The sequence below is a fragment of the Bifidobacterium canis genome (assembly GCF_009727065.1).
In the GTDB taxonomy this organism is placed as follows: Bacteria; Actinomycetota; Actinomycetes; order Actinomycetales; family Bifidobacteriaceae; genus Bifidobacterium; species Bifidobacterium canis.
In genome coordinates, this window is the sequence record NZ_WNLP01000002.1 from 264,340 (window position 1) to 288,793 (window position 24,454).

General features: G+C 58.2%; 22 protein-coding genes. 11 read left to right on the forward strand and 11 right to left on the reverse strand.

The window, feature by feature from the left end:
- Positions 1-71 precede the first annotated feature (71 nt).
- Positions 72-1,925, forward strand: coding sequence for an ABC transporter ATP-binding protein (locus tag GSD1FS_RS03460; protein WP_425481777.1), 1,854 nt, complete (start codon positions 72-74; stop codon positions 1,923-1,925).
- Positions 1,926-2,147: 222 nt separating this feature from the next.
- Entirely contained in the window at positions 2,148-2,318 is a 171-nt protein-coding gene (locus GSD1FS_RS03465; RefSeq protein ID WP_155588381.1) for a hypothetical protein, read from the forward strand.
- Between the two features lie 122 nt (positions 2,319-2,440).
- Here the strand turns inward: GSD1FS_RS03465 and GSD1FS_RS09480 are convergent, their stop codons facing one another.
- A complete protein-coding gene (locus GSD1FS_RS09480; protein ID WP_196425016.1) occupies positions 2,441-3,160 on the reverse strand; it encodes a histidine kinase in 720 nt (239 codons plus the stop codon).
- Between the two features lie 18 nt (positions 3,161-3,178).
- Here GSD1FS_RS09480 and GSD1FS_RS09485 point away from each other — a divergent pair, with 18 nt between their 5' ends.
- On the forward strand, positions 3,179-3,574 hold the full coding sequence (locus GSD1FS_RS09485) for a hypothetical protein (protein WP_196425017.1): 396 nt from the start codon (positions 3,179-3,181) through the stop codon (positions 3,572-3,574).
- A gap of 876 nt (positions 3,575-4,450) precedes the next feature.
- On the opposite strand, the gene GSD1FS_RS03475 is transcribed toward GSD1FS_RS09485, so the two are convergent.
- Entirely contained in the window at positions 4,451-5,137 is a 687-nt protein-coding gene (locus GSD1FS_RS03475) for a phosphatase PAP2 family protein (protein ID WP_155588383.1), read from the reverse strand.
- 109 nt (positions 5,138-5,246) lie between these two features.
- On the opposite strand from GSD1FS_RS03475, the gene GSD1FS_RS03480 reads away from it, so the two are divergent.
- Positions 5,247-5,852, forward strand: coding sequence for a sugar O-acetyltransferase (locus GSD1FS_RS03480; RefSeq protein WP_155588384.1), 606 nt, complete (start codon positions 5,247-5,249; stop codon positions 5,850-5,852).
- 7 nt (positions 5,853-5,859) lie between these two features.
- Here GSD1FS_RS03480 and GSD1FS_RS03485 read toward each other — a convergent pair whose 3' ends face one another.
- The 4 genes from GSD1FS_RS03485 to GSD1FS_RS03500 form a co-directional block, all read right to left on the reverse strand.
- Positions 5,860-6,540, reverse strand: coding sequence for a hypothetical protein (locus GSD1FS_RS03485; protein WP_155588385.1), 681 nt, complete (start codon positions 6,538-6,540; stop codon positions 5,860-5,862).
- Between the two features lie 486 nt (positions 6,541-7,026).
- Positions 7,027-7,665, reverse strand: a complete 639-nt coding sequence (locus tag GSD1FS_RS03490; RefSeq protein WP_155588386.1) for a TetR/AcrR family transcriptional regulator — start codon at positions 7,663-7,665, stop codon at positions 7,027-7,029.
- Positions 7,666-7,670: 5 nt separating this feature from the next.
- Positions 7,671-9,869, reverse strand: coding sequence for a YhgE/Pip domain-containing protein (locus GSD1FS_RS03495; RefSeq protein ID WP_155588387.1), 2,199 nt, complete (start codon positions 9,867-9,869; stop codon positions 7,671-7,673).
- Positions 9,866-12,733 (reverse strand): YhgE/Pip domain-containing protein, encoded by a 2,868-nt coding sequence (locus GSD1FS_RS03500; RefSeq protein WP_155588388.1) that lies wholly within the window; start codon positions 12,731-12,733, stop codon positions 9,866-9,868. The genes GSD1FS_RS03495 and GSD1FS_RS03500 overlap by 4 nt, the downstream gene beginning before the upstream one ends.
- A gap of 458 nt (positions 12,734-13,191) precedes the next feature.
- Here GSD1FS_RS03500 and GSD1FS_RS03505 point away from each other — a divergent pair, with 458 nt between their 5' ends.
- Genes GSD1FS_RS03505 through GSD1FS_RS03515 form a run of 3 tightly spaced genes read left to right on the forward strand, consistent with a single transcriptional unit; the run spans position 13,192 to position 16,099 of the window.
- Positions 13,192-13,821 carry an MptD family putative ECF transporter S component gene (locus tag GSD1FS_RS03505; protein WP_343030184.1) on the forward strand — a complete coding sequence of 210 codons (630 nt, stop codon included), beginning with the start codon at positions 13,192-13,194 and terminating at the stop codon, positions 13,819-13,821.
- Positions 13,818-14,570 carry an energy-coupling factor transporter transmembrane component T family protein gene (locus GSD1FS_RS03510; protein ID WP_155588389.1) on the forward strand — a complete coding sequence of 251 codons (753 nt, stop codon included), beginning with the start codon at positions 13,818-13,820 and terminating at the stop codon, positions 14,568-14,570. The genes GSD1FS_RS03505 and GSD1FS_RS03510 overlap by 4 nt, the downstream gene beginning before the upstream one ends.
- A 32-nt stretch (positions 14,571-14,602) precedes the next feature.
- Complete coding sequence (locus GSD1FS_RS03515; RefSeq protein ID WP_155588390.1) at positions 14,603-16,099, forward strand: ABC transporter ATP-binding protein; 1,497 nt, start codon at positions 14,603-14,605, stop codon at positions 16,097-16,099.
- 3 nt (positions 16,100-16,102) lie between these two features.
- Here the strand turns inward: GSD1FS_RS03515 and GSD1FS_RS03520 are convergent, their stop codons facing one another.
- Positions 16,103-16,963 (reverse strand): patatin-like phospholipase family protein, encoded by an 861-nt coding sequence (locus GSD1FS_RS03520; protein WP_155588391.1) that lies wholly within the window; start codon positions 16,961-16,963, stop codon positions 16,103-16,105.
- 126 nt (positions 16,964-17,089) lie between these two features.
- Between GSD1FS_RS03520 and GSD1FS_RS03525 the strand changes: the two genes are divergently transcribed.
- Positions 17,090-17,734 (forward strand): hypothetical protein, encoded by a 645-nt coding sequence (locus GSD1FS_RS03525; protein WP_155588392.1) that lies wholly within the window; start codon positions 17,090-17,092, stop codon positions 17,732-17,734.
- A gap of 52 nt (positions 17,735-17,786) precedes the next feature.
- Here the strand turns inward: GSD1FS_RS03525 and GSD1FS_RS03530 are convergent, their stop codons facing one another.
- The 4 genes from GSD1FS_RS03530 to GSD1FS_RS03545 all read right to left on the reverse strand — a co-directional run bounded on the left by GSD1FS_RS03530 (position 17,787) and on the right by GSD1FS_RS03545 (position 21,365).
- Positions 17,787-18,596, reverse strand: a complete 810-nt coding sequence (locus GSD1FS_RS03530; protein WP_155588393.1) for a hypothetical protein — start codon at positions 18,594-18,596, stop codon at positions 17,787-17,789.
- A 198-nt stretch (positions 18,597-18,794) separates the two neighbouring features.
- Positions 18,795-19,430: a TMEM175 family protein gene (locus GSD1FS_RS03535; protein WP_246165763.1), complete on the reverse strand. Its 636-nt coding sequence runs from the start codon at positions 19,428-19,430 to the stop codon at positions 18,795-18,797.
- Between the two features lie 209 nt (positions 19,431-19,639).
- Positions 19,640-20,269 carry a TetR/AcrR family transcriptional regulator gene (locus GSD1FS_RS03540; RefSeq protein ID WP_155588394.1) on the reverse strand — a complete coding sequence of 210 codons (630 nt, stop codon included), beginning with the start codon at positions 20,267-20,269 and terminating at the stop codon, positions 19,640-19,642.
- A gap of 61 nt (positions 20,270-20,330) precedes the next feature.
- A complete protein-coding gene (locus tag GSD1FS_RS03545; protein WP_196425018.1) occupies positions 20,331-21,365 on the reverse strand; it encodes a LacI family DNA-binding transcriptional regulator in 1,035 nt (344 codons plus the stop codon).
- 309 nt (positions 21,366-21,674) lie between these two features.
- On the opposite strand from GSD1FS_RS03545, the gene GSD1FS_RS03550 reads away from it, so the two are divergent.
- The 3 genes from GSD1FS_RS03550 to GSD1FS_RS03560 all read left to right on the forward strand — a co-directional run bounded on the left by GSD1FS_RS03550 (position 21,675) and on the right by GSD1FS_RS03560 (position 24,446).
- The gene (locus GSD1FS_RS03550; RefSeq protein ID WP_155588396.1) at positions 21,675-22,985 is read left to right on the forward strand and encodes an ABC transporter substrate-binding protein; all 1,311 of its coding nucleotides are present in this window, start codon (positions 21,675-21,677) and stop codon (positions 22,983-22,985) included.
- A gap of 103 nt (positions 22,986-23,088) precedes the next feature.
- Positions 23,089-24,075 carry a glycoside hydrolase family 43 protein gene (locus tag GSD1FS_RS03555; RefSeq protein WP_155588397.1) on the forward strand — a complete coding sequence of 329 codons (987 nt, stop codon included), beginning with the start codon at positions 23,089-23,091 and terminating at the stop codon, positions 24,073-24,075.
- Positions 24,076-24,089: 14 nt separating this feature from the next.
- Positions 24,090-24,446 carry a hypothetical protein gene (locus GSD1FS_RS03560; RefSeq protein ID WP_155588398.1) on the forward strand — a complete coding sequence of 119 codons (357 nt, stop codon included), beginning with the start codon at positions 24,090-24,092 and terminating at the stop codon, positions 24,444-24,446.
- The last annotated feature ends 8 nt before the right edge of the window (positions 24,447-24,454 follow it).

The window sequence follows — 24,454 nt, forward strand, 5'->3', positions numbered from 1 at the left end:
GCACGCACATACGCACAGTGCTCGCGGCACGCAAAGTTTCATGTGAAACAGTCGTTTTGAAAGGACATACAATGCCAGCAGGAATGGGTCCTCACGGACCTCGTGGCGGAGCGTCAACGGAGAAAGCCGACGATCTCGGCGGCGCGCTCAAAGATCTCATGCGGTTCAGCCGCAAATATATTCCGGCGATCATCATCGCGCTCATCCTCGGTGTGGGCGGTGCGATCTGCCAGATCATCGGCCCGGATTATCTCGGTGACATGACCGACGAAATCACCAAGGGACTGCCCGCGCTCGTCAACGGCAAGCCAGTGCTCGGTTCGATCGACATGAGCGCGGTGGCACGCATCGGATGGACACTCGTGGCGCTTTACGCAGGGTATGCTCTGCTTTCATATGTGCAGAGCTGGATGATGGCGACGGTGACACAGCGCACCGCGCAGAATCTGCGCACGGCGATCGACGAGAAGATGAACAAGCTGCCGCTCAAATACTTCGATGAGCACAGCACCGGCGATGTGATGAGCCGCATCACGAACGACGTCGACGCGGTGGGGCAGACGCTCGGTCAGTCGCTCGGCTCGCTCATCTCGTCGATCACACTGTTCTTCGGCGCATTGGTGATGATGTTCAAGAACAACGTGATCATGGCGCTGTGCGCGGTGGGCGCGAGCATTCTCGGCATGATTCTGATGCTCGTCGTGATGAAGGTGTCGCAGAAGTATTTCGTGCGCCAGCAGATCGCGCTCGGTGACGTCAACGGACACGTCGAAGAGATGTATAGCGGCCACACCGTCGTCAAGGCGTTCGGTGGTGAGGCGGACGCGATTCGCCGCTTCGAACGCTACAACAACGACCTCTACGATTCCGGTTGGAAGAGCCAGTTCCTCTCGGGCCTGATGATGCCGATGATGAACCTTGTGGGCAACCTCGGCTATGTGGTCGTCTGCGTGGTGGGTGCGGCGCTCGCGATGGATGGCAAGATCGAATTCGGCGTGATCGTGGCCTTCATGATGTACATCCGCCTGTTCACCCAGCCGCTCTCGCAGTTCGCGCAGGCATTCCAGAACCTGCAGCGTTGTGCCGCCGGTTCCGAACGCGTGTTCAGCTTCCTCAACGAGCCGGAGCTCGCCGACGAAAGCGACAAGCAGCCATTGCTCGGTCGTGGCAGCAATGGCGAGATCACGCCTGTCGAGGGTCGTGTGAGCTTCGAACATGTCAAGTTCGGGTACGACCCGGGCAAGCTCATCATCCATGACTTCTCCGCGAACATCGAACCCGGCCAAAAGGTCGCCATCGTCGGACCGACCGGCGCCGGCAAGACCACTATGGTCAACCTGCTGATGCGCTTCTACGAGATCGCCGGCGGTTCCATCTCCATCGACGGCATCAACACCAAAGACGTGCCGCGCTGGAACGTGCACGACCAGTTCTCGATGGTGCTGCAAGACACCTGGGTGTTCAACGGAACGGTGCGCGAGAACGTGGCCTATGCGAAGGAGGGCGTCACCGACGAGCAGATCATGGCCGCATGCAAGGCCGTTGGGCTCGACCACTATGTGCGCTCGCTGCCGCAGGGCTACGACACGGTGCTCGATGAATCGTCCACGCTCTCGCAAGGCCAGAAGCAGCTGCTGACGATCGCGCGAGCAATGGTGCAGGATTCACCGATTCTGATTCTCGACGAAGCCACCTCTTCCGTCGATACGCGCACCGAGGAGCTGATCCAGAAGGCGATGGACAAGCTCACCGAAGGCCGCACGTCGTTCGTGATCGCGCACCGCCTCTCCACGATTCGCGACGCCGACATGATTTTGGTGATGAAAGACGGCGACATCGTGGAACGCGGCACGCACGACGAACTGCTCGCCAAGAACGGCTTCTACGCCGACATCTACAACTCCCAGTTCACGCTTGCGCAATAAGGAAGCGGCGAACAGGGTTGCAGACAGTGGCCGGTTGCGCTGCATTGAGTCAGCGCAACCGGCCACTGCCGCTATTGCGCGCTATTTCGCTTACAAGGAGACGTTATTGGCTGTTTGCGCAGGTAAGCCAGTTGGAAAGCGGCGGAGTTTCAACGTTTCCTGAATCACATACATCGCAAAAGCGCTGATAATGTCGCCTCGTAAGCAATATTAGGCGCCAGGATGCCTCCGCTGGCTCTTTCCGGCGGCGGTTGCTCGCTTATCGGTGACGCCAGCATCTCCTTTTTCACCGGCGCAGCACAGAATTCAGAAAACTCTCAGGTTTCTTTAGAGTTGCGTCAAGAGTGGGCTGGTTATTATGTAATCACCAGCCGCGAGGTTGGGCACAACTGAATAACTGAACACATTTTCTTCTCTCTTCTCTTCTTCTGTCAGAGGCTCGGTTCCCTTCCCGAGCCTCTTTCTTTTTCTGCTTTGTTCTTTTGCCGCCTGCTGCTTTGCGCGCCCAAACTGCTCTAGCCTTTGCGACCTGTATATATATTGGTCGGAAAGAAAGGCAGCGGCACAGTGACCACCGTGTGCCAAGTGTCGCCGTCGAGCTGCGCGGTCACAGTTCCGTGGTGCTGCGCAACCGCACGCCTGAGCGCCGCCACACCATGCCCGGAGTGCGGCAACTGGGAGGCTGTTCGCACGCGATTGCGTGACTCTATGCGGAGACTGCTATCAATATATATCTGCACGAGATAGTGCGCGGGTTCGCCGTGGCGAATAATATTCGCCACGAGTTCGGTCAATACAGTGCGCGCAAACTCCAGCGCGGGCGTGGGCAATGTGCGCAGATCTCCGCGCACGGAGATCGAGCCGGTGAATCCCAGATCTCGCAGCATCGACTCGCTGTGTTCGATGTCTTCACGCAGTAACTGAATAATATTGTTCCGTTCAATATTTTCGTCAGTGACGCCGGTGGAAACAGCAGTAGTCTGCTCGTCGGGGGAGAGATCGTGCACGATGTCGCGCACTTTGCGCAGCGCGTCGCCGGCATTTTGCGCCAGCGACGCGAACTCCGCGCGCGACTTCTCATCGAACTGCGGATCCGCGGCATTGCGCCGCATATGCAGCATCAAATATGAGAGCTCAGCGCTGAGCGCGTCGTGAATCTGCGAGGCGATCTGCTCCTGCCGAGCCAATTGCTGCTGCCATTGGCGTGGACGCTCGCCTCGGCACTCGCCACTCACGGCGGAAATGAGTCGAGCGTGCAGGCTGACATTGCTTCTCTGATAGCACTGTGCGCGTTGCCGTTGCTGATGGCGATGAGTTCCGCGCTGATGTCGCTGGTCATGGAAGGGCGTCGCCAGCACGCGACGATGACCATGGGCGCTCTGGCTGGCGAGACGCCGATGCAGCAGATTGCTCAGCAACTCTTGCAATTCATGATTGCCGTGCTCGTGGCGAGCGCGCAGTCCGCATTCTGCATCTGGCTTGGCGCATGGTGGACCGCACAGGTCATGGCTCCGACCTTTGGCTCGGTGGCAACGGTGTTCCCGCTGAAGTGGTGGCTGCTGGCAACGCTTACTGTGCTGGCAGTATGCGCGCTGTTCGAACTGGTTACTACTGCGCCAGTGGCCTATCGTCGCGCCCCGCGGCTGTAGCCCACGTGCTTTTTGCAGCACGATTCTGTTGTATGCAGATGAGGGAGTACACCCATGTGCAGTGGACAGGTTGGTTCTGCTATGTGTGCGTGAGGAGGGCCGCTGGCGCACACTGCACAGAGTGATTCTGTTGCGAGCACGCGAGGGACTGCGCTCGCGTGCAGTCAGCAGGATGGTTCCGTTGCGTGCACGCGAGGAGAGCTGTTGGCGCACGCTGCACAGATCGGTTCTGCTATTTGCAGACGAGCGCGCGCGCTCGCGTGCGGTGGGCAGGATGGCTCTGTTGTGTGTGCGTGAGGAAGAGAGTTCGCGTGCAGTGGGCAGATTGGTTCTGTTGCGTGTGCGTAAGGAGGATCGTTGTTGCACGCTGGACAGGACGGTTCTGCTGTATGCACGTGAGGGAGCAGGCTCGTGTGCAGTGAACAGGTTGGTTCTGTTATGTGTGCGTGAGGGAGTGCGCTCGCGTGCAGCGGACAGGAGGATTCTGTTGTGTGTGCGTGAGGAAGAGAGTTAACGTGCAGTGTGCAGATTGGTTCTGCTGTTTGTGCGTGAGGAGAGTCACTAGCGCACGTTGCACAGATCGGTTCTGTTGCATGCACGCGAAGAAGATCACTGGAGTGCAGTTAGCAGACTTATCCTGCTGAATGCGCACGACGGTGTTACAGAAGTGGTTTGAGGAAGATTCGAGGGTGTTTTATGCGTGTTCCCAGCTTCTTTTTCTGTTGTGCCAAGAATGGCGGGCTTAGTATGTAATCACCAGCCGGGAGGTTGGCGATAATTATAACTGAATACTTCTTCTCTCTTCTCTTCTGTCAGAGGCTCGGTTCCCTTCCCGAGCCTCTTTCTTTTTGTGTAAGGAAGGCGAAGGACTGGTAACTACTTGAGGAGGGTGTGCTTCATGATCGGCACCCAGACGAGCGTGAGCCACGCGATCGAGCAGAGGCAGCCGGCGAGCACGTCACTCACATAGTGCACGCCCAAATACACTCGCGTGAACATAATCGTCGGCACAAGCAGCGCCAGCAACACAATAATCACCCACTTGGCTGCGCGATTGTGCACATAGCGGTAGGTCAGGTAGATGAGGAACCCGTAGAACGCAGTGCTCGCCATCGCGTGCCCAGACGGGAAGCTGTACCCGTTCTCAACCGCAAGCCTCGGCACGTTCGGGCGCGGACGCTGCATAATCATTTTGAAAATCTCATTGATACCCGCGATGAACGCGAGATTGAGCGCGACGGCAATACCCACACGCGGGCGGTGTCGCAGACTTGTGACGACGAGCATCACCGCGGCGATGGTGATGAGCGTGACCGCGCTTGCCGCCTTGGTGACCACGCGAATAACCGGCGTGAGCGAATCGGAGATGATGCGCGCGGAGATGAACCCATAACCCGCGCGGTCGATCGCGAGAATGCCGTGCGCGTGCACGCTGACGGTGAGAATCACGACGCCGATGAGCGCGAGCACGCCGATGCCCGGCCAGACAAAACGAGTGAGGGAGCTGCTGCGCTCGCTGTTCTGCGCGATATGTTTCGCTGAGTTTGATGGTTGCGAAGTCATGGTGTTCAGCGTACCGCCGCCCGTGCACGGCTGCATAAAATATATATTTTCTTGCGTAGAGTAAGATATTTAAACAGTGGAGAAATACTAAGGATTGCGAAGGAGCAACATGAGCGAACAAGCAGAACGCATGCATACGGGCGAGCTGTATTACCCGAACGACGAAGAGATTATGGCTGCGCAGGCCGATCATTTGGAACTGCTGTGCGACTACAACCAGACCCGCCCGCACGAGCAGCAGCGCCGCGACGAACTGCTGCGCTCGATGTTCGCGGAAATTGGCGAGGGCTGCTACATCGAGCCGCCGTTCCACGCGAACTGGGCTGGCGCGCACATTCACTTTGGCGATTACGTGTATGCGAACTTCAACTTCACCTGCGTGGATGACACGCACATCTACGTCGGCTCACGCACGATGTTTGGCCCGAATGTGACATTGACAACCGCTGGCCACCCGATCGACGCAGAGCTGCGCGCGCAAGGGTATCAGTTCAACATGCCGGTGCATATCGGCGAAAACTGCTGGTTCGGCGCGAACGTGACGGTGCTGCCCGGCGTGACGATCGGCGACAACGTGGTGGTTGGCGCAGGCAGTGTGGTGACGAAGGATCTTCCGTCGAACGTCGTGGCAGTGGGTACGCCATGCCGCGTGCTGCGCGAGGTCGGCGAACACGACCGCGAGTTCTACTACAAGGATCGCCGCGTGCAACTGTGATGCGCGATTACGCGGGGCGTTCGCTATTGGACGCCTCGCTGCTGTGTTGAGGATCCTCTTGCTGCTGAGAGTTTCCTTCAGGATCTTCTGAAGGTTTTTCTTGGGCGGGTTCGGCGGGCTCAGTGGGCTTGGCGGCTTCGGCGGGCTCGCTAGGTTTGGTGGGCTTGGCGGGAGGTACGTATTGCGTAGTCGGAACGTAATACCTGTATTTGTTGCGAAGTAGCAGGTACGGAACCCATATGGAAAGCACGATGAGTGACGCAAGCAGCATCGCGGTGTCTGAAGGGTTTTCGGACCAGCGGGTGATGCCATAACCCGCTGCAGTGAGCATGACGACGAGTGCAAGGAACAGACCGCCGCTTATGAGCGCTCGCGAACGCATCGTCAGGTTGGGTGCAAGCCATGCATTCACGATGTAATACGCAAGAACGGCGATGGCTAGGCAGAGCAGCTGAACCAGAATGAGCAGCGTCCGCTCTCGCATATGTTGCTGCGGGGTGGTGCAGTTGTATCCGTCGCATTGTGGCGTGATGTCGGTCACTGTGTTGTCCCAGTCCATGCCTGTGACAAGGCACATGATCAGTGCGACTGGAAAATCCAAGAAGCACAGCAGTCCCAGCACCCACGAGATCCAGCCGGGCAGCTTGTTATGCATGCCCGGCTGTTGCGACTTCGCTAATTCTTCCATACTCGTATCGTAGCCCCTGCAATAGCGCGCACTCGCAGCGCTTCCACCCTCAATGATCCCGTGCATTCGCCACTATTTTGCTGGCGGGATATAAAACTCTTATAGCCCCGAGTATCCGCCATTTCTTTTCGTTGGAAAATAGCCATTTTTGTAGCACGTATACATGCCCATACTCGAGTTTTATATCCCCGCCAGCAAAATAAGGGGGTGGGGGGGAGGATTGAGCGCCGAGGATGGGCGAAAAGCGTGGGCAGGAGGGGTAAAAAGGGTGCAAAAAGGGAAAATGGCTCGGCGGTTAAGGGGATCCGCCGAGCCTTCAGAGAGAAGAGAAGAAGAAAGAAGGTGTTTCAGCTTTTCAGCTGATGCCTATATTGTAGGCACCTCATACTTGAGCTTTTGAGAGAGTTTTCTGAGAGCTTCCTGAAAGTTTTTATTGGTCTAGTGTTCCCTCTTTTCCCGTTTATTTGCAAGGGCGCAGCGCGGATTCTACGATGCGGAGATGGCAGGGTAGAGGAGCGCTGCCGTCTGGTCGACCCAGGCGCTGTGCGGCGTGGACGAGAGAGCCTTGGCCGCCATCATCGCGCCGATAACCGTTTGGAACACAAACGGCACATCGATGTTCTCCTTGAACGCCCCCGAAGCCATGCCTTTGGCGATGAACTCCGAGAAACGTTGCTGCACGGGGCCGATCACGCGATCCGCCAACGCATGCAGATGCTGGTTGTTCGATGTCAGCACCATGCCGATCGCCTTGAGCCCGAACTCCTTGTCGAATCCATCGATGATGCGGGTGAGTACGATGCGCAGCGAATCGTAACTTGGCTCGAGATCGCTGAAATCCAACTTGTTTCCGCGGGGAGCCGGGCACAGATTCTGCAGCAGATCGTCAACATTCGAGTATCGGCGATAGATGGTGGTTTTCGCCACGCCGGATTGCTTGGCGATCGCTTCGATCGACACCGCCCCGATGCCGCGGGTCAGAATCAGATCGAGTGCAGCCCTCATGATCTTCTCGTCGGTGCGTTCGCGGCGCTGGCCGTGGCGTGATGCGTCAGTCTTCGGCGCGTTCAGCGCATTGCCAGCCGGCTGCTGCGCCGCACCCTTCGTAGTAGTAATCACAGTCATCGCGATCACCCGAGCAGCTTGGTGCTCTCGACCTTGGCTTCATACCAGCGGTTGAAGCCAAGCAGCAGGTGGCGCAATACCAAGCCAATGAAGATCATCGGCAGCACGAAGAGCAGCAGTTTGCCGATCGCGATCCAATAGTCGTTCTCGTAGATGCCGGCTATTGCGGCGCGCATCGCCGTCACTGAATAGCTCACCGGTAGCCATGGGCTGATGCTGCTGATGAAGTGCGGCAGAATCGAGAGCGGATATGCGGCATTCGAGCCGGAGATCTGTATCACCAGGAATAGCACGCCGATCGCCTTGCCTACGTTTGCGAACGTGGAGACGAGCGTGTAGGTGAAGAACGAGTAGACGAGCGAGCTGATCCACCCGTCGAGCATGAACAGCCACGGGTGCACGGCCTGCACGCGCAGGAACAGCAGTGTGCCAGCGCACGAGAACGTGCTCTGCATCAACGCCATCGCCGCGAAAATGCCGTAATGCCCAAGGAAGATCTGCCATGGCTTCGGGTTGCCGAGCGCCTGCTGGCGTTTGCGCGAAATGCCGATCTTCAGCGTGACCACCATCAGCAGCGCGCCCACCCAAAGCGGCAGGAACGTGTAGAACGGCGTCAGTGCGGCGCCGAACGTGTCGACGGGGAACAGCGCCTTGCGGTTGAGCTCAACCGGCGAAGACAGCTCTTCGGAGAGCTTCGACGTGCTACCGCTGAGCAGCTGCTTCACCGTGTTCATATCGCCGGTGTTCAGTGCGTTCTTGAGCTGCGTGTTGAAGTTGTTGAGATCTTTCGCAGCGCCGCTGAGCTGGTCCGACGCGTCGTTGATCAGATCGTGCACATTGGTCAGCTGAGTTTTCGCGTTGCTCGCGGCATCATCGAGATTGCCGAGCGAGCTCTGCAGCGTGCCGAACGCGGACTTCAGCGAAGTCGCGGCGGCGGCGAACGAGTTGGTCATCGCCGTCAAATCAGGTTTGATCGTCTCTTCAAAATCTTTGTTGATCGACGCGATGGAGTTGGCGGCCTTGTTCGCCAGATCCTTGATCTCCTGCCGGCTGTTCTTGCTGTCGGTCACTTTGCCTGTCACGTCGTTCGCGGCACTGGTCAGGCGATCGGCGATCTGTGCCAGCGTGTTCGCCACCGAATCGATGCGGTTGATGAACGCCTGAATCAACGCCCTCACACCGCTCGTCAAGTTCGTCGACTTGTTGAGTAGATCTTGCAAACGGTCGCGCGTGGCAGCATATGCGTTCGCCTCCGTGCGCACATTGCCTGCGAGATCGAGAATCGAGGCGGACGCATTGCCCGCCTGCTTGTCAACCGCCGCGAACAGCGAGTTGATGCTGCCCGACAAGCTCGAAAGACTCGTCTTCGACGTGCTCAGCGCGGAACTGAGCGCGCTCACCGACGTGTTCAGCGCACCGGAAAGATCGCTGACGCCGTTCTTCGCCTCCGAGAGCTTGCTCGCGCCGTCATCTGTGGACTTATTCGCGTCGGAAAGCAGTTTGTTCGAGCTCGTGAGCAGCGTCTGCGCGGAGTCGGTGAGCGACGAATACGCACGCAACGCGTCGGAACTGTCGGTCAGCATGCCAGCCAGATCAGCGATATTCGCATTGAACGACGTCAGGCGATCCTTGGCCTCCGGCTTGTCGAGCAGCGTGATCACCGAAGACGCGAGATTCAGTGCCGTGCTGATAAGTGTTTTCGAGAACGTCTGATTGATCATCGCGGAGATCGTGTCGGCGCCCTGACCAGTGACCTTCGGCGCGAGCGCATTGAGTTTCTCGTTGTTGTAGTAATCGAGCGTCGCGTGATGTGAGTCGTCGGTGAAGAACGTCATCATGTTCTTCGAGAAGTCCTTCGGAATAACGACGGCGGCGTAGTATTTGCCGGATTTCGTGCCGTCAATCGCCTCGTCGCTCGTTTTGGTGAACGTCCAGTCGAGCTGTGAGTTCGCGCGCAGAGTGTCGACCACCTGACTGCCGATGTCAATGCTCATCGGCAGCAGATCTCCCTTGTATCCCTCGTCTTCGTTCGCGATGGCGAATCGTAGATTACTGGTGTTCGAGAACGGATCCCAGCATGCGGTCACGTTGAACCATGTGAAGAGTCCCGGAATAACGATCAAACCGATCGTGATGATGATCGAAACAATATTGCTCGTCAGGTGACGCACGTCATCGACGAAGATTTTGCCGAGCATTCTCATGCCGAGTGCCTCCCTTCATGGTTGTTGCGACCCCATCTACGGTGTTTGCGTTCACGCGAGCGAAGTTGCTCGAGATTGAGATCTAACGTGTCTTCCAGCGAGTCGAGTGTGTGCTCTTCGCGTTGTTCTTCCGAACTATCTGCAGTATTTGTAGTATTTTCAGCACGTTCCGCCATGCTCGTCGCCGCAGTATGCGCGCTCTGCTGAGCGGTGGTTTGCTGTGAATTATCATGCTGCGCGCCGCGCTCCGCGTCGGCGTGCGCAGTGTGTGCGGCGGCGGTATGGTTCACAATATTGTCGCGCAAGCTGATGTGGTGATGCGAGAAGCCGAACAGATTCTGCGACATGATCATGTCTTGCAACGACGACTCGCTCAGCGAACCAAGCTCAGCTTGGTTACGCAAACTGTCGCGAATCGATTCGACCACCATCAGGAAGATGATGATGACGAGAATCCATATGCCCCAAGTCGCCAACGCGATGAGTTTGACACCGTCGGTGTCGACGAACGAGAACACGATGAACAAAGTGATCGGCACGACGAAGCCGGCGACGAGCGCGCCGCGAATGAGGCGCGGATACAGCTTGGCGAAGTGCTCGGCGCGGCGTTCGAGACGGCGGCGGTATTCACCGTGATCGGAGAGTATTTCCACCGCCTGCGAGAGATTGAATCTGCGAGACGGCATATATACGCGCTCGCCCACGATCATGTCGGACTCCTCGACTTCGCGCGCGAACAAGTGGTTGAAATTCGCCATCCACGGGCGAATAACGAGTCCAACGAAGAACGAGCACACCATGAATATGGCGAGCACGCCCATCATGCGCCACCAGTGGGCGTCATAGAATCCGCCGATCGTTTCGCGGAACGCGTCGATCGAATAGGTGAACGGGAAGAACGGATACATCGCGCGGTAAAAGCCCGGCATCATCTCGATCGGGTAGAGGCCGGAAGCGCCCGGAATCTGCACCATGACGAGCGCGACCACCAAGCCTTTGCCCACATGCATGAATGTGGCTGAAAGCGCGTAGGCGATGGAGAGATACACCAGCGACGACCACCACGCCGTGAGCACGAACACGAACGGGTTCACGCACTGCACGCCGATGATCAGATCGCCCACGCTGCACACGATGCCCTGCGCGCCGGCAACGATAGCCAGCAGCAGGTAGCGTGCGAGATACGTCTGCTTGATCGTCACGTGACGGCCTTCGAAGCCCTCGTCGTCGACTTCGAGGCGGAACAGCACCATCAGCATGAACACGCCGACCCACAGCGCCAGGCTCGTGAACAGCGGAGCCATGCCCGAGCCATACGTGTCGATCGGGTAGAGCGTATGCGAATTGAGCACGGTCGGCGACATCATGAATTCGGCGATTTTCGAAACGTCAAGGGAATCGCTGCCGAGCACAGTGCCCAGCAGATTCGTGTTCATCAACGCCTTCAGATCGGTGTTCACGTTGTCGATGCGCGTGACGAACTGACCGAGCAGATCGTAGGTTTCCTTGAGCGACGATGACGCGGACGTGCTGATCTGCGCCAGCTGGTCGAGAATCAGATTCGTCTGCCCCAGCAGCGTTTTCTGACTGCTGACGAAGCCGGAGAGTGTGCCCGCAGTGCCCGAGAGCGTGCCGAGACCGGAGTTGAGCTGGGGGATTGCGCTGGAATTGATGGTGCTGCGCGCACCGGAAAGCGCGTTCATCGTGGTGGATGACGTCGTGGAGAACTGGTTTGTGGTGTCGAGCGCGCTGTTGGCCGCCGCAGTGGTCGAATTGTTCAGATTCGTGAGCGTGTCAAGCGTTTTCGCCACTTTCGCGTTCTGCTGGCCGAGATCGTAGACGATCTGATTGATGTCGTCTTTGAGCGGGCCGTCTGGCAGATTCTTCATGTCTTCGAGAATCTGCTGATTCTGCTTGTTCACCGACGTGAGTTCGTTGAGCGCGCTGCCGGTGGCGTTGCTCGCCGTGAGCACGCCGTTCGCCACGCGCGTGGCGGAAGTGCTCGCCTTGCCGCTCGCCTGCAGGAACAGGTTGCTGCCCTGGTCGAGCTGCGTTGAAAGATCGTTGCTGAACGTGGTGATGCTGCCCTGCGTTTTCGTGAGCAGGCTGGACGCGGAGCTAAGTCCGCTCGACGCGCCGTCTATTGCGGTGTTTACCTGTGCGATGGACTGTTTCGCGGCTTGCGTCTTGCTCTCCACGCCGTTGAGCGATGTGCGCAGATCCGCGATCATCGAGCGCGATTTTTCAAGCGTCGCCTTGGTTTTGTCGAGTTTCGCGGTGGTCGTGTCGATCGCATCGTTGCCTTTGCTGGTGATCGACACGTTTGTTTTGTTGACTATCTCGCTGATAACTTTGCTGACTGTCGAAACGAACGTGCTGTTGACCTGCTGATCTACCGTGGTTGCGCCGACGTCGGTTATTTTCGGGGCGACCGCGTTGACCTTCTCATTCACGTAGTAGTCGAGCTGCGGGCGGTCTCCCGAACCGGTGACCACGTTCGACATGTTCTCGCTGAAGTTCTTCGGAATCACTATGGCTGCGTAGCATTTGCCTGATTCCACGCATTGCATGGCCTCGGCTTTGGTTTTGAACGTCCAACCGAGATCGTGGTTCTTTTTGAGTGTGTCGACTATCTGATCGCCGAGCTCGAGCTTGCCCATGAGCGAGCTGTTCGCGCCGGCGTCTTCGTTGGCGACTGCCACGGTGATGCCACCGGTGTTGCCGTACGGATTCCAGAAACCGATGATGTTGAACCACGCATACAGCGCAGGGATGAACGTGAGGCCGAAGATGATGACCCAGGCGGCGGGTATGCGAATCAGACGCTTCAAGTCGCGCCGCAAAATGAAACCGATGTTGCGCATTCTTCTCTTCGCTCTTCCTTACTGGTCTCGAGTCCCCTGGCTGGTGCGCCGTTCCGTTGCAAAACGATACGGTTTACGTAGCGCTACGAGCATAGTAGCGTTACGTGACATTTTGGCTACTCCCTGCTCGATGTTTGCGCGCGTGCGGCGTGATGTGTGTTAGACATACCGCGGATATATATACATATTGTGAGTCGCGAGCCTGTGCGATTCGCGCGATTATGCCCTCAGACTATGCGCGCCACATCTCTTGTGCGGAGGTTCAGAAATGTATCCGCATTGTGGAAATGTTTGGGTGATTCAGCGCCGAAGTATTGCCAAGCCTGCGTTCTGCCAATAGATTGTGAACCATTGCGCGCTGCTCTGCTCGCTACTTATCACAGCGAGTGTTCGCATAATGAGATTGCAGTGCATGGTATACGAATATATCGAGTGCGACCCCTGACCGAGGAGGACTAGTGTCTACCGCCCAAACCCCAGCCACGAGCCTTGAAAACAAACGCCTCACCGTGTCTGACCTGATCACCATCGGCGTGTTCTCCGCACTCTACTTCACCATCGTCGGCGTGTGCGCGCTCGCGAGCATGGCGATCTTCGGCGTCGTCGGCAATCTGCTGCTGCCCGCGCTCGCCGCGCTGCTTTCCGGCCCGGTGTTCATGCTGATGGTGGCTCGTGTGCACAGATTCGGCGCAATCACCATCATGGGCACGATTCTCGCGCTGTTCCTCTTCATCTCCGGCCACTTCGCGATTTCGCTGATCACCGGCATCGTGTTCCCGCTCATCGGTGACGCAGTGGCGCGCATCAGCGCATACCGCAACCGCCTCACGCTGATCTGTGGATATGTGATCTTCTCGTTCGGCTGCACCGGCCCGATTCTGCCATTGTGGATGATGAAAGACGCCTACATCGCCAACTTGGGGCGCAAAGGCAAGGATTCCGCATACATCAACACGTTGTTCAGCGCGGTGAACACGACCTCGTTGGTGATCGTGCTGATCGCCACCGTCGTAGGCGCGGTGCTCGGCGCACTGTTTGGCTTGCGTTTGATGCGCCGCCACTTCGCGAAGGCCGGTGTGCTGGCATGAGCGACGCCGCAGCAAACGCTGCAGTGCTTCGCGCACAAGAGCAGCACACCGCGGCAACTGTTGCGCGGGGTCGCCTAGTAATCGACCCGCGTGTGAAACTATGCGCACTCGTCGTGGCGAATCTGATGATGTTCCTGCACGTGAGCCCTATGGTGCAAACCGTTGGCGTGCTCATCTTCGCGCTGCCGATGCTGCTCGGCGGCAAAGCGCTGACCGCCGCACACATGCTGGGATTCTACGCGATTCTGCGCGCCGTGGACTGGGCAAGCGTCACTTTCGCAGGCTCCGCTCCATGGCTCCACTTCTTCGGTGCCTCAGCCACCGGCTTGCTGTTGATGCTGCCGTGCATCGTCGCCGGCATGAGCGCATTCTGCACCACGCGCCCCGGCGATCTGGTCGCCGCGCTACGCCGACTTCGCCTGCCGAACGCAATCATCATCCCCGCCATCGTGCTGCTGCGCTTCTTCCCGACCATCGCGCACGACTACCGCATGATTCGCAGTAGCATGAAACTGCGCGGCATCTGCGGTTTCTGGCGTCACCCGATGCGCTCGCTCGAATACGTGCTCGTGCCGTTGCTGATGAACGCAGCCAATGTCGCGCGCGATCTCACCGTTTCCGCGCTCACAAAAGGCATGGGCTTGCAGGGCAATCGTTCCAGTGCGAGCGAGCTGCGCATGCGCGCGGCAGACTGGTTCGCGCTCGCACTGATCTGCGCGCCGATGCTCCTTCATATTCTTCTGCCGTAATCTGCCAACATACGAAAGAACTGCAAATAATAATGACCGATATTGTGTGCGAACTCAGTGACTGCACGTTCCGCTACGCCGACGCGGAGAGTGGTGCGGCGCTGCGCAACGCAACGCTGCGCGTGCGCGCGGGCGAAGTCGTTGTGCTCACAGGCCGCAGTGGGTGCGGCAAAACCACGGTGACGCGCATGCTCAACGGGCTGGCTCCCGAACATTTCGCCGGTCAGCTCGACGGCCGCGCGCGCACCGCCGACTGCATCGCCGGCGACACATCGGTCAACAACTATGTCACGCGCGTCGGCTCGGTGTTCCAGAACCCGAAAACCCAGTATTTCCACGCGAATTCGAGCGATGAGCTCGCGTTCCCGTGCGAGAACGTGGGCATGGAGCCCGCGCAGATACGCGCGCGAATAAGCGAGCGACTGCGCGAGTTCGATATTGAACATCTGCGTGACCGCTCAATAATCCAGCTCTCCGGTGGCCAGCAGCAGCAACTCGCGGTGGCTGCGGCGACGATGCTTGACCCGCGCGCTTTTGTGCTCGACGAGCCGACCGGCAACCTCGACGCCGACGCGATCGAACGGCTGCGCACTATGCTCATGCAGCTCAAGTGCGCTGGTAACACGATCGTGATCGCTGAGCATCGCCTCGCCTGGTGCGCCGGGCTCGCGGATCGATATGTGCTCTTCGACGATGGGCAGATTATCGGCGAGTATTCCGCACGTGAGTTCGCCGCGCTGCCTGCGCAGCAGTTGCGTGACCAAGGACTGCGTTCGCGCGATCTAAGCGAACAGCAGCAGCGTATCAAGCGGATTATTGCGCAGGCTGAATCTGCGGAAACCATTGAAAATCCAGCACTTTTGAGCACTAAGAATCTGGTGGTCGGGTACGGCGGGCGCGGACTGCTCGCGCACATCACACACCGCCGCGCGAAGAACGCGTTCGCGCGCGAGGTGCCCGACGCTGAACTGCGCGGCGGGCGGATCATCGGGCTCATGGGGTGCAACGGTGCGGGCAAAAGCACGTTTGCACGCACGATCTGCGGGCTGGGCAAACCGCTATCAGGCGAGATTCTGCTCGACGGCAAGCTCGCGAAGCCGGCGAAACTGGCGAATAATGCGGCGATGGTGATGCAAGACGTGAATTACCAGCTGTTCGCAGACAGCGTGCGCGAAGAAGTGATGCTCGAAACGGAGATGCGCGGCGGTGCTGATGCGGCTGATATGTGCAGCGCGCGCGAACGCTGCGATGAGATTCTGCGCGAGCTTGATCTGCTGGAATTCGCGGATCGGCACCCGATGAGTTTGTCGGGCGGGCAGAAGCAGCGGCTCGCGATCGCGACTGCTCTTATGGCGCGCAAACAGCTGGTGGTGCTCGACGAGCCGACGAGCGGACTCGACTACACGCACATGATGCAAGTCGGCGAACTATTGCGCCGACTCGCCGACCGTGGTGTGTGCGTACTGGTGATCACGCACGACGAGGAGCTCGCCGCGCACTTCTGTGACCGCATCCTCCGCTTCGATTGATTCCTAGTGAGCGGGGGCAAACCAGGATCTGAGCGCCAGCGCATCGTTGTAACCCCTGGTGTAGAGGTTGTGAATCGCATCGGAATTCTTCGTCAGCGTGCTCATGCCGCGAATCGTCTTCGGGGCAATAATGAGCACTTTTCCTTGCAATTCCAAGCGTTTAGCCAAGCCGAGCTCGTAATTGTAGGTATGCGCGCGGTTCAGCAACGCGTGCGCGGCGTTCGGGTATGAGGGCGCGAGCATCATCGACGAGAGAATGTCTTTGTCGGGGTTGCGGTAGAAGTCGCGCGGACGCGTGAGAATAACCACCACTTTCGTGCAGCCGTCCGCAAACGCCTGCCGCAGCGGAATCGGGTCGCTGATCGTCCCATCGAAATACGGCCGCCCATCGAGCGGGTACGGTTTGTCGAGCACCGGCAAGCACGCCGTCGCCTTCAATGCGTCATAATGGTTGAGACTCATGCTCTCAGGGCCCAAAAAGCGCGGCCTGCCGCTCAACGCATCGGTGACGGCAATGCGATACGGCACATAGCTGTGCACCAGCGCGTTGTAGTCGAGCGGGTCTTCGCCGTCTTCGTTCATCAATGTGCCGTAAATGTAGTCGAGTCCGAGATATGAGCCGGTGCGCAGATAGTTCTCCACGCTCATGTATTGCTTGCGGTGAATGTATTTCGTGTAAAAACGCAGTGAACGCCCACGCTGATGCGCCAAATACGACGTGATATTCGCGGCTCCGGCAGACACGCCCAGCGCATAGTCGAAGTGAATATTGTTGTCGAGACAGTAGTCGAGCACTCCGGCGCCATACGCGCTGCGCAATCCACCGCCAACGTCAATAACACCGATGCGTTCAGTCTGACTCAATTCAGCCGCCTTTCCGTGCGCTATTCAATCCATTGAAATAGCTCGATCAGCGGCGGCGCACAGTTCCGCGCTACAAAAAGTGAAAAGTGTCTGAGATTTGCGCGCGTTGTTTTCTATGCTTGTCATATGTCTGACGTGAACCCTTACACCGCGGTGGCGCGCATCGAAGCGCCGACGCTGACGCCCACGCGCCGCGCCATAGAGAACGCGCTGGTGCAGTGGATGGTGAAAACCGGCAAGCCAGCGCAAGATCTGAGTGTATCGCAACTGTGCAAACTCGCGTTCGTGGCGCGCAGTACTTTCTACGCGAACTATCAGCACATGGGGCAGGTGCTCACATCGGTGGAAGACAGACTGCTCTACCAATTATTCATGTGCGCGAAACCGATGCGCATACGCGAAGACGGCACAGACGAGATGATGAAATCATTCAACTCGTTCGTCGACGTGCTGCGCGAGCACGAAACTGAGTTTCGGCTGCTCGTGCTGGAGCAGCCGAGCGAGCGGTTCATTGAGCAGTGGAAGAAAGTGCTTGAATACCACGTGTGGCACCGCTTGTTTGCCGGCAAACCGGGCGATGAGAAACCGGCGGATATGGTGAACGGCGAGCGCGGTCCGGCGACGGTGAACCGTGCACTGGTGCTCGATATGGCGGCGACCGCGTTCATCTCCGGCGTGAGATTCTGGCTGAAGACTCCGCAGGAAGTGTCGGTGCCGGAGATTCGCGCGATCGTGGTGAAACTCGTCAACAACATTGACGAAGTGTGGTGAGCGCACAAGTTGAGCGCATACAACAATGCCCCGCACGTGGCGGGGCATCGGGTCAGGAGTTGATCAAGCCGAGCAGCTCGTAATAATACGAGCTCTCATCTGCGGAATTCTTCGAATTCGAGCTGCTGGAATCTTTGTTCGAGTTCGACTTGCTGTTGGAATCACTGTCGGAGTTGCTGTTGCCGTCAGTCGAATCCTGGTCTTGCGAGTTCGGCATCTGGCGGTTGCCGCGGCCTGGCATCATGCCCATGCCGCCTTCGCTGTCGGAATTGCCGTAGCCATTCGAGTTGCCATAGCCACCCTGCGGCATCTGCCCCATGCCGCTGGAGCCGTCGCGGGACTCGAACTTCGAATAATCGTCGTGCTTGCTGCTATCTGAGATCGCATTCGCAATGGCAGTGCCGGCGACGCCCGCCGCGAGACCGCATGCCAAGCTGATGCCCACGACGAGGCCGATCATCTTGTTGCTCAGCTTGTCGTGCACTTTCACGTTCTTCGGATCTTGCGGATTGTTCGGCATCGCACCTGGCACGCCTGGGCCGACAGGTCCTTGCGGTGGCACGGCACCTGCGTTCTGTGGCATGCCGTTCGCCTGCGCGTTCTGCTGTGCCCCCTGCTGATGCTGTGCAAAATCAAACGCGTATGGCTGCGGGGCGGTCATCGCATTCTGCGTGGCGTTCGGCGCAGCTGCCTGCGGCTGCGCCGCGTTCGCCTGCTGCACCGGCTGCACAGTAGTCTGCTCAGTCTGCTCGGCTGCGATAATCTGCGTGTTGTCGGTATCCTGCGCCTGCGCTGCCGCGTTCTGCGGCTGCATCGTCGCGGTTTCCTGCGCGTCTTGCGCGCTCGTGTTCTTGTCGCTCATCTGTGTCTCAATTCTTTACGTTTTGTGTTCGCCATATCTGCGGGAAGGCGCACGCCCTCCCTGTTGCACAATTCAGTCAACTAGTATTTGTTGGAATCTGGCTGAGCAAACAATTGAATTGAGATAGGGAATCACTGAGAAGAGACTGAAAACACAGAATCAACACATTCGCGCGAAATATTGCAGCAGTATCACAGATTATTTCTGTGCGCTATGTTCCCGTGCGCCGAGTTCAGCCGTTCCGCTGGGACGTTGCACCTGCAGTGCAACGCTCACCAGTGTGCCTGCGATAACGACGGCGAGCATCATCGCCGGCGGCCACACAGTCAGTGCGAGCACCAAACCGATGAGTTTGATGCTCAGGTCAATCCACAACGCACCGCGGTGCCGTTGCGAAGACAGCCCGGATTCCGTGCTCGTGTTCACCTTCTGCAATTGCCAGCTCAGCGCGAGGTTAGACAGCGAAATGAGCATGACGACCACGCCGTAGATCGCCTGAACCGTGGGGCTGAAGAAGTGCTCTGCGGCCATGCCGGTGGTGTAGGGCGTGAACGACGCGAAGAACAGCATGATGATCGTCCACCAGAGCACGGGAACGCTGACATTGCGCGCATGTTCCCACTCGATATGCAGATTGATCCACAGCGCGCCCAGCCAGAAGAACGTGAGCGCATACGCAGCATATTGCGGCCACAGTTCCGCGAATCCCGCCCACGTGAGCTCTTTCGGAGTCTCCAAATCGAGCACGAGAATCGTCATGATGATCGCGAGCACGGCGTCGGTGAATGCGACGGTGCGCTCCTTGCTCATAATCCTCACAGTATTTTTCAGCATGATTCTCATAGTAAGTGCACGAAATCGCTGAGCAAACACCAGCTGATTTTTTGCGCGCTCGGCGACACATTTGAAGGACTGGCCATGCGTGATTTGTTCGTTTGCAAGAAATATGCATAGTTGTATGCGCATATTTCGTGAATTACCGCGCTCGCATATTGTGCGCTCTGCGCGCGCAATATGCGAGCCGTGCGTGGCACAGTGCGCGGTCAGTCGAGCGGCGCGAAGAGATAACGGTCGAGCGTGGGGCCTGCCATCGCAGCGATCTGCTCGATGCTTTGCTCGGTGATCGCCGGCAGTTTGATGACGTAGCGTGTGATCACAATGCCCAGAATCTGGCTGCACACCAAGCCGAGGCGCCGCTCAAAGTGATCGGTGTGAATCGAGTCGGCAATCGCCGGCAGCATCTCGGTTTCTATGAACTCGAGGAACAGGTCGCGTACGTTGTTGTTAGTGCCGATGTCGCGGATCAGCGCCAAATACGGCGGTCCGAATTCCTCGTCTTCCACGGCAGACAGCAGCAATGTGAGGAATTGCGCGCCGAAGTCTTGGGAATCATTGGAGGCGTTCAGTAACCGCGTCATGAAGTGGTGTGCTTGGCTCGTCTCTTTGATCGCGGTGGTGAAGAGGTGGTCTTTTGTGCCGAAATAGTAGTGCACGAGCTTCGAATTGCAGCCTGCGCGCGCGGCGATGCTGCGAATGGTGGTGCCATCGTAGCCGTGCTCCGCGAATTCGCGTTTCGCCGCCTCGATTATTTCTTCGCGACTTGTGGCGGATGAGTCGGTGCCACTTCTGCGCCCGCGCGGTCTGCTGGTGTGCGCATCCTCCGGCTTCGCCATGTCGCCTCCTGGTTACAAATAACTGTCATGCTCCATCATAATCGGTTGTGCGGCAATGGTTTTAGCGCGTGGAGTCGCGCTCGCGCAATGTGAACGGGGCGATGTCATGCGTGACGGGCGCCGGCGATTGCGTGGAATCCGCGTCGAGCTGCGCTTGCAGCCGTTTGACGATAACGTCGGCCATCGCATTCATGTCAACGTCAACGGTGGTGAGCGACGGCGTGAGGAATTGGCCGATCGTCGCGCCGTCGAAGCCGGTGACGCGCACATCGTCGGGCACGCGCACACCGATGTCTGCGAGCCCGCGTATCGCGCCGATCGCCACCGTGTCTGACATCGCGAAGATGCCATCGCACTCGGGGTGAGCCCGACGCAGTTCGGCGGCGGCTCGGCGTGCGTTCTCATACGTCCAATCAATCGTCACACCCATGCCGTCGGTAAGCGCTATGCCATGTTCCTGCAACGCGTCGCGCACGCCTTGCAAGCGCTTGCGCCCCACCAAATCGCCCTTGCGATTGCCGTCTTCGTGCACGATCTGCTCGCGTCCTGCGCCAAGCACGAACGGGTGGCGCACGCCGCGGTCGAGCAAGTGGCTCATCGCAGCTTTAGCGCCCTCATAATTCGGCGTGTTCACCGTGCAGAACTCCTGCTGGTCGGAAAGTTCGTCGATGAGCACGATCGCGCGTCCGTCAGCCAAACGACGAGCGTCCGCGAGCGAGATGCCGTGCGTCACCAGCACGATCGCGTCGCAGAACATGCGTGAGGACTGCTCGAGAATCCGCCGCTCGGATTCCTCGGAATACAACGCCTGCTGCACGATGGCCTGCATGCCGGCGGCGTCGATGCTCTCGGTGAGTGCGCGAGACAGTCTGCTGTAGAACGGCGAATCGATGTCTTGCACGACGATTTCCACGAATCCGTTGCGGCCCGAGCTTAGAGCGCTCGCCGCGATATTCGGGCGGTAGTTGAGTTGCTCGATCGCGGCGCGCACGCGCTCGCGCGTTGCGGCGCCGACGTTCGGTTTGTTATTGATGACGTTCGACACGGTCATTTTCGAGACGCCGGCCGCCGCCGCAACATCTTGGATGGTGGTCATCTGCGTCTCCTTTCGGGCGTGCCTGCCTCTTGCCGGTGCCGCGTATGCTTTTCGACCAATATATATTGGTCGAAAAGGCGGCATAACGCGCGTGCACAAACCGGCATGCTCGCACATCGCTTTGATTATATACTGCGTAAGCGGCGTTCAGCCGAGAATTTCAGTGATCGAGTTGACAGAGTGAAAACCGTGTTCTATTATGAGGTTTACCGATAAAAGTTTACCGATAAACTTGAGTGGTTGACTTGCGAAAGCAACGCTGAGTTAACATGCTTATCGATATCGATGAATCATGCAAAGGAGCAAGGTATGTCGTTGAAGAAGAAAGTAGCAGCATTCGCCGTGGCTGCGGCCATGATCGTTCCGCTCGCCGCCTGTGGCTCAAACGGGTCGAGCTCGTCGGAGGGCTCGAATGGCGAGACGGTCGAACTGAACGTGTGGGGCTGGGAGCCACTGCTCAAGGAAGTGGTTCCTGGCTTCGAAAAAGAGAATCCGAACATCAAGGTGAAGATCACCAACGCCGGCACCAATTCCAAGGAATACACGGCACTGAGCAATGCTTTGAACGCAGGTTCCGGCGCGCCTGACGTGGTGCAGCTCGACTACAACGCCGTTCCGCAGTTCGCGCTGACGGGCGGCTTGGAAGACCTGAGCCAATATGGTTCTGGCGACATCATCGACCAGTTCACCAACGGCGCGAAGTCCGCTGTGACGATCGAGAACAAGGTGTATGGCTTGCCGATGGGCACCGGCCCGATGGCGTTGTTCTACAACAAAGATGTGTTCGACAAGGCGGGCGTGACCGAGGCTCCGAAGACGTGGGACGAGTTCTACGAAGCCGCCAAGAAGATTCGCAAGACCGGTTCATACATCACCTCCGACTCCGGTGATGCAGGCTTCGCGATGTCGATGATGTGGGAAGCCGGTGGCGCCCCGTTCAAGGTGGACGGCGAGAACCTGACGATCAACCTGACCGGTGACTCCGGCGTGCAGAAGTTCGCTGACTTCTGGCAGAAGATGATCTCCGAAGACCTGATCGACACGCAAACCGCAGGCTGGTCCGAAGACTGGTACAAGTCGCTCAACGACGGTTCGATCGCTTCGCTGATGACGGGCGCATGGATGCCGATCACCCTTGAGAACAGTGTGAAAGACGCCGCTGGCAAGTATCGCGTGGCAGCACTGCCGACTCCTAGCGGCGAAGCCGTGAGCTCCGAGAACGGTGGCGGTGCGCTCGCCGTGGTGAAGGGCACGAAGAAGGGCGACGCCGCATACAAGTTCGCCAAGTACGTTGCGATCGGCGGCGGCAACAAGACGTTCACCGACGGCGGCAGCTTCCCGCCAGACAAGGCGACGCTTGAGAACAAAGACTTCCTCGACAAGAAGGTCGACTACTTCGGCGGCCAGCAGATCAACAAGGTACTCGCGCAGTCCGCAAGCGACGTGAAGACCGAGTTCCAGTTCCTGCCATTCCAGGTGTATGCAAACGACGTGTTCGCAGACACCGTTGGCAAGGCATACGCGAAGAATTCGACCACCACACTCAAAGATGGTCTGAAGCAATGGCAAGACAAGCTCGTTGCATACGGAAAGGAGCAGGGCTATACGGTCAATCAGTAACTGATATCTTTTCTTTTCCTCAGTAATTTGCGAGACGGCGGGCGGTGTTCGCGTGCGAGCATCACCCGCCGTCTCCAATATTCAGGCGCATTAAGGTGGTCGTATGCAACACAAGCAGATCGCAGGATATCTGTATGCATATTTCAGCGGCGACGAATCACGTGCAGACAGCCAGCAGATCAGATTCGCGATGAGTCGCGACGGTCTGCACTGGCTGGAATTGAACGGCGGCGAACCGATACTCGAGTCGCATATCAACGACTGCGGCGTTCGCGATCCGTTCCTCATACGGTTGCAACACGGCGGATTCGCGCTCATCGGCACCGATCTCAACACGAACGCCCCCGCATACGCCGACGCGAACGGGGCACCGCAGTGGCGGCGTATGGAAACGCACGGCCGCACCGATATTCTGGTGTGGAAATCAGACGATCTCGTGCATTGGAACGGTCCGCGCACACTGCCGGTGGCGCGCGACCTCAACGCGGGGAATGCGTGGGCACCCAAAGCAGTGTTCGTGCCGGAACGCGGGCAATATTTAATTACTTGGTCGAGCACCACAGCCGCCGATAACTACGCCAAGCAACGCATCTACGGGTGCTGGACCACCGATTTCACCAGTTGCTCGCCAGCGTTTCTGCTCATCGACGACGCGCACTCGCGCATCGACACATTGATCGCCCCGCATAACGGGCGCTGGCTACTCATCGTCAAAGACGAAGTAGACAAGCGCATCGATGTCAAAACGGCGGATCATTTGTTCGACGAAGATGCGAACGCGCCGGAAACGTCAGCGTTGTCGCGCGAGTTCACAGTAGTGCCGCAGCGCGCGCTCGCCGAGATGACGTGGGTGGAAGGACCCGCACTCGTGCATCGCGCGGATGGCTCCACGATCTTGTTCGTCGACGAATACGCGAGATCGAAGCGTGGGTATATTCCGCTTATTTCCAACGATCCCACGCGTGCGGACTCGTTCCGCGCGCTCGACGCCGCCGAATATGAGATGCCAAGATTCGCGCGCCACGGCTCGCTGCTGCCGATCACCGAGGAGGAGTGGGGAGCGCTCGCCAGCGCATATGTGCGCGCGTGATGTACGATGTGTGCATGACGAATAACGTTGACGAAAACTGGATCGAATACCGCCGTGACGGTGACCACGAACGACTTGGCTGGATTGCGCCCGAAGGTGAGCGTTTCACTGTGATTGACGTGCTGGGTGTGCCACGTGAAACATTTGCCGACTGGGTGGAAGCGGAGCAGTACCTCGACAAGCTCGGGCTCGCCTATCTTTCTGAACCGTACGAACTGTGCGTTGACGACGAGTGGATTCCGGTGCGCATCGTCAACGCTTCGCCAAGTGAGATTCAAGTCAAATCCGAAGATTATGGCGCAATCGATGCGCCGATCCGCACGTGGACGCTGCCGTTCCCCAAGCCAAGTACATTGCGGCGCGCGAAGTAATCGTGCGG

What these genes read in the sequence shown, in the direction of transcription:
- GSD1FS_RS03510 (WP_155588389.1), top strand. Translation starts at nt 13,818, where the DNA reads ATGAGCGACGCCGCAGCAAACGCTGCAGTGCTTCGCGCACAAGAGCAG.
- GSD1FS_RS03525 (WP_155588392.1), top strand. Translation starts at nt 17,090, where the DNA reads ATGTCTGACGTGAACCCTTACACCGCGGTGGCGCGCATCGAAGCGCCG.
- GSD1FS_RS03495 (WP_155588387.1), bottom strand. Translation starts at nt 9,869, where the DNA reads ATGAGAATGCTCGGCAAAATCTTCGTCGATGACGTGCGTCACCTGACG.
- GSD1FS_RS03485 (WP_155588385.1), bottom strand. Translation starts at nt 6,540, where the DNA reads ATGGAAGAATTAGCGAAGTCGCAACAGCCGGGCATGCATAACAAGCTG.
- GSD1FS_RS03540 (WP_155588394.1), bottom strand. Translation starts at nt 20,269, where the DNA reads ATGGCGAAGCCGGAGGATGCGCACACCAGCAGACCGCGCGGGCGCAGA.
- GSD1FS_RS03560 (WP_155588398.1), top strand. Translation starts at nt 24,090, where the DNA reads ATGACGAATAACGTTGACGAAAACTGGATCGAATACCGCCGTGACGGT.
- GSD1FS_RS03490 (WP_155588386.1), bottom strand. Translation starts at nt 7,665, where the DNA reads ATGACTGTGATTACTACTACGAAGGGTGCGGCGCAGCAGCCGGCTGGC.
- GSD1FS_RS03545 (WP_196425018.1), bottom strand. Translation starts at nt 21,365, where the DNA reads ATGACCACCATCCAAGATGTTGCGGCGGCGGCCGGCGTCTCGAAAATG.
- GSD1FS_RS03535 (WP_246165763.1), bottom strand. Translation starts at nt 19,430, where the DNA reads ATGCTGAAAAATACTGTGAGGATTATGAGCAAGGAGCGCACCGTCGCA.
- GSD1FS_RS03555 (WP_155588397.1), top strand. Translation starts at nt 23,089, where the DNA reads ATGCAACACAAGCAGATCGCAGGATATCTGTATGCATATTTCAGCGGC.
- GSD1FS_RS03550 (WP_155588396.1), top strand. Translation starts at nt 21,675, where the DNA reads ATGTCGTTGAAGAAGAAAGTAGCAGCATTCGCCGTGGCTGCGGCCATG.
- GSD1FS_RS03460 (WP_425481777.1), top strand. Translation starts at nt 72, where the DNA reads ATGCCAGCAGGAATGGGTCCTCACGGACCTCGTGGCGGAGCGTCAACG.
- GSD1FS_RS03475 (WP_155588383.1), bottom strand. Translation starts at nt 5,137, where the DNA reads ATGACTTCGCAACCATCAAACTCAGCGAAACATATCGCGCAGAACAGC.
- GSD1FS_RS03465 (WP_155588381.1), top strand. Translation starts at nt 2,148, where the DNA reads ATGCCTCCGCTGGCTCTTTCCGGCGGCGGTTGCTCGCTTATCGGTGAC.
- GSD1FS_RS03480 (WP_155588384.1), top strand. Translation starts at nt 5,247, where the DNA reads ATGAGCGAACAAGCAGAACGCATGCATACGGGCGAGCTGTATTACCCG.
- GSD1FS_RS03515 (WP_155588390.1), top strand. Translation starts at nt 14,603, where the DNA reads ATGACCGATATTGTGTGCGAACTCAGTGACTGCACGTTCCGCTACGCC.
- GSD1FS_RS03530 (WP_155588393.1), bottom strand. Translation starts at nt 18,596, where the DNA reads ATGAGCGACAAGAACACGAGCGCGCAAGACGCGCAGGAAACCGCGACG.
- GSD1FS_RS03500 (WP_155588388.1), bottom strand. Translation starts at nt 12,733, where the DNA reads ATGCGCAACATCGGTTTCATTTTGCGGCGCGACTTGAAGCGTCTGATT.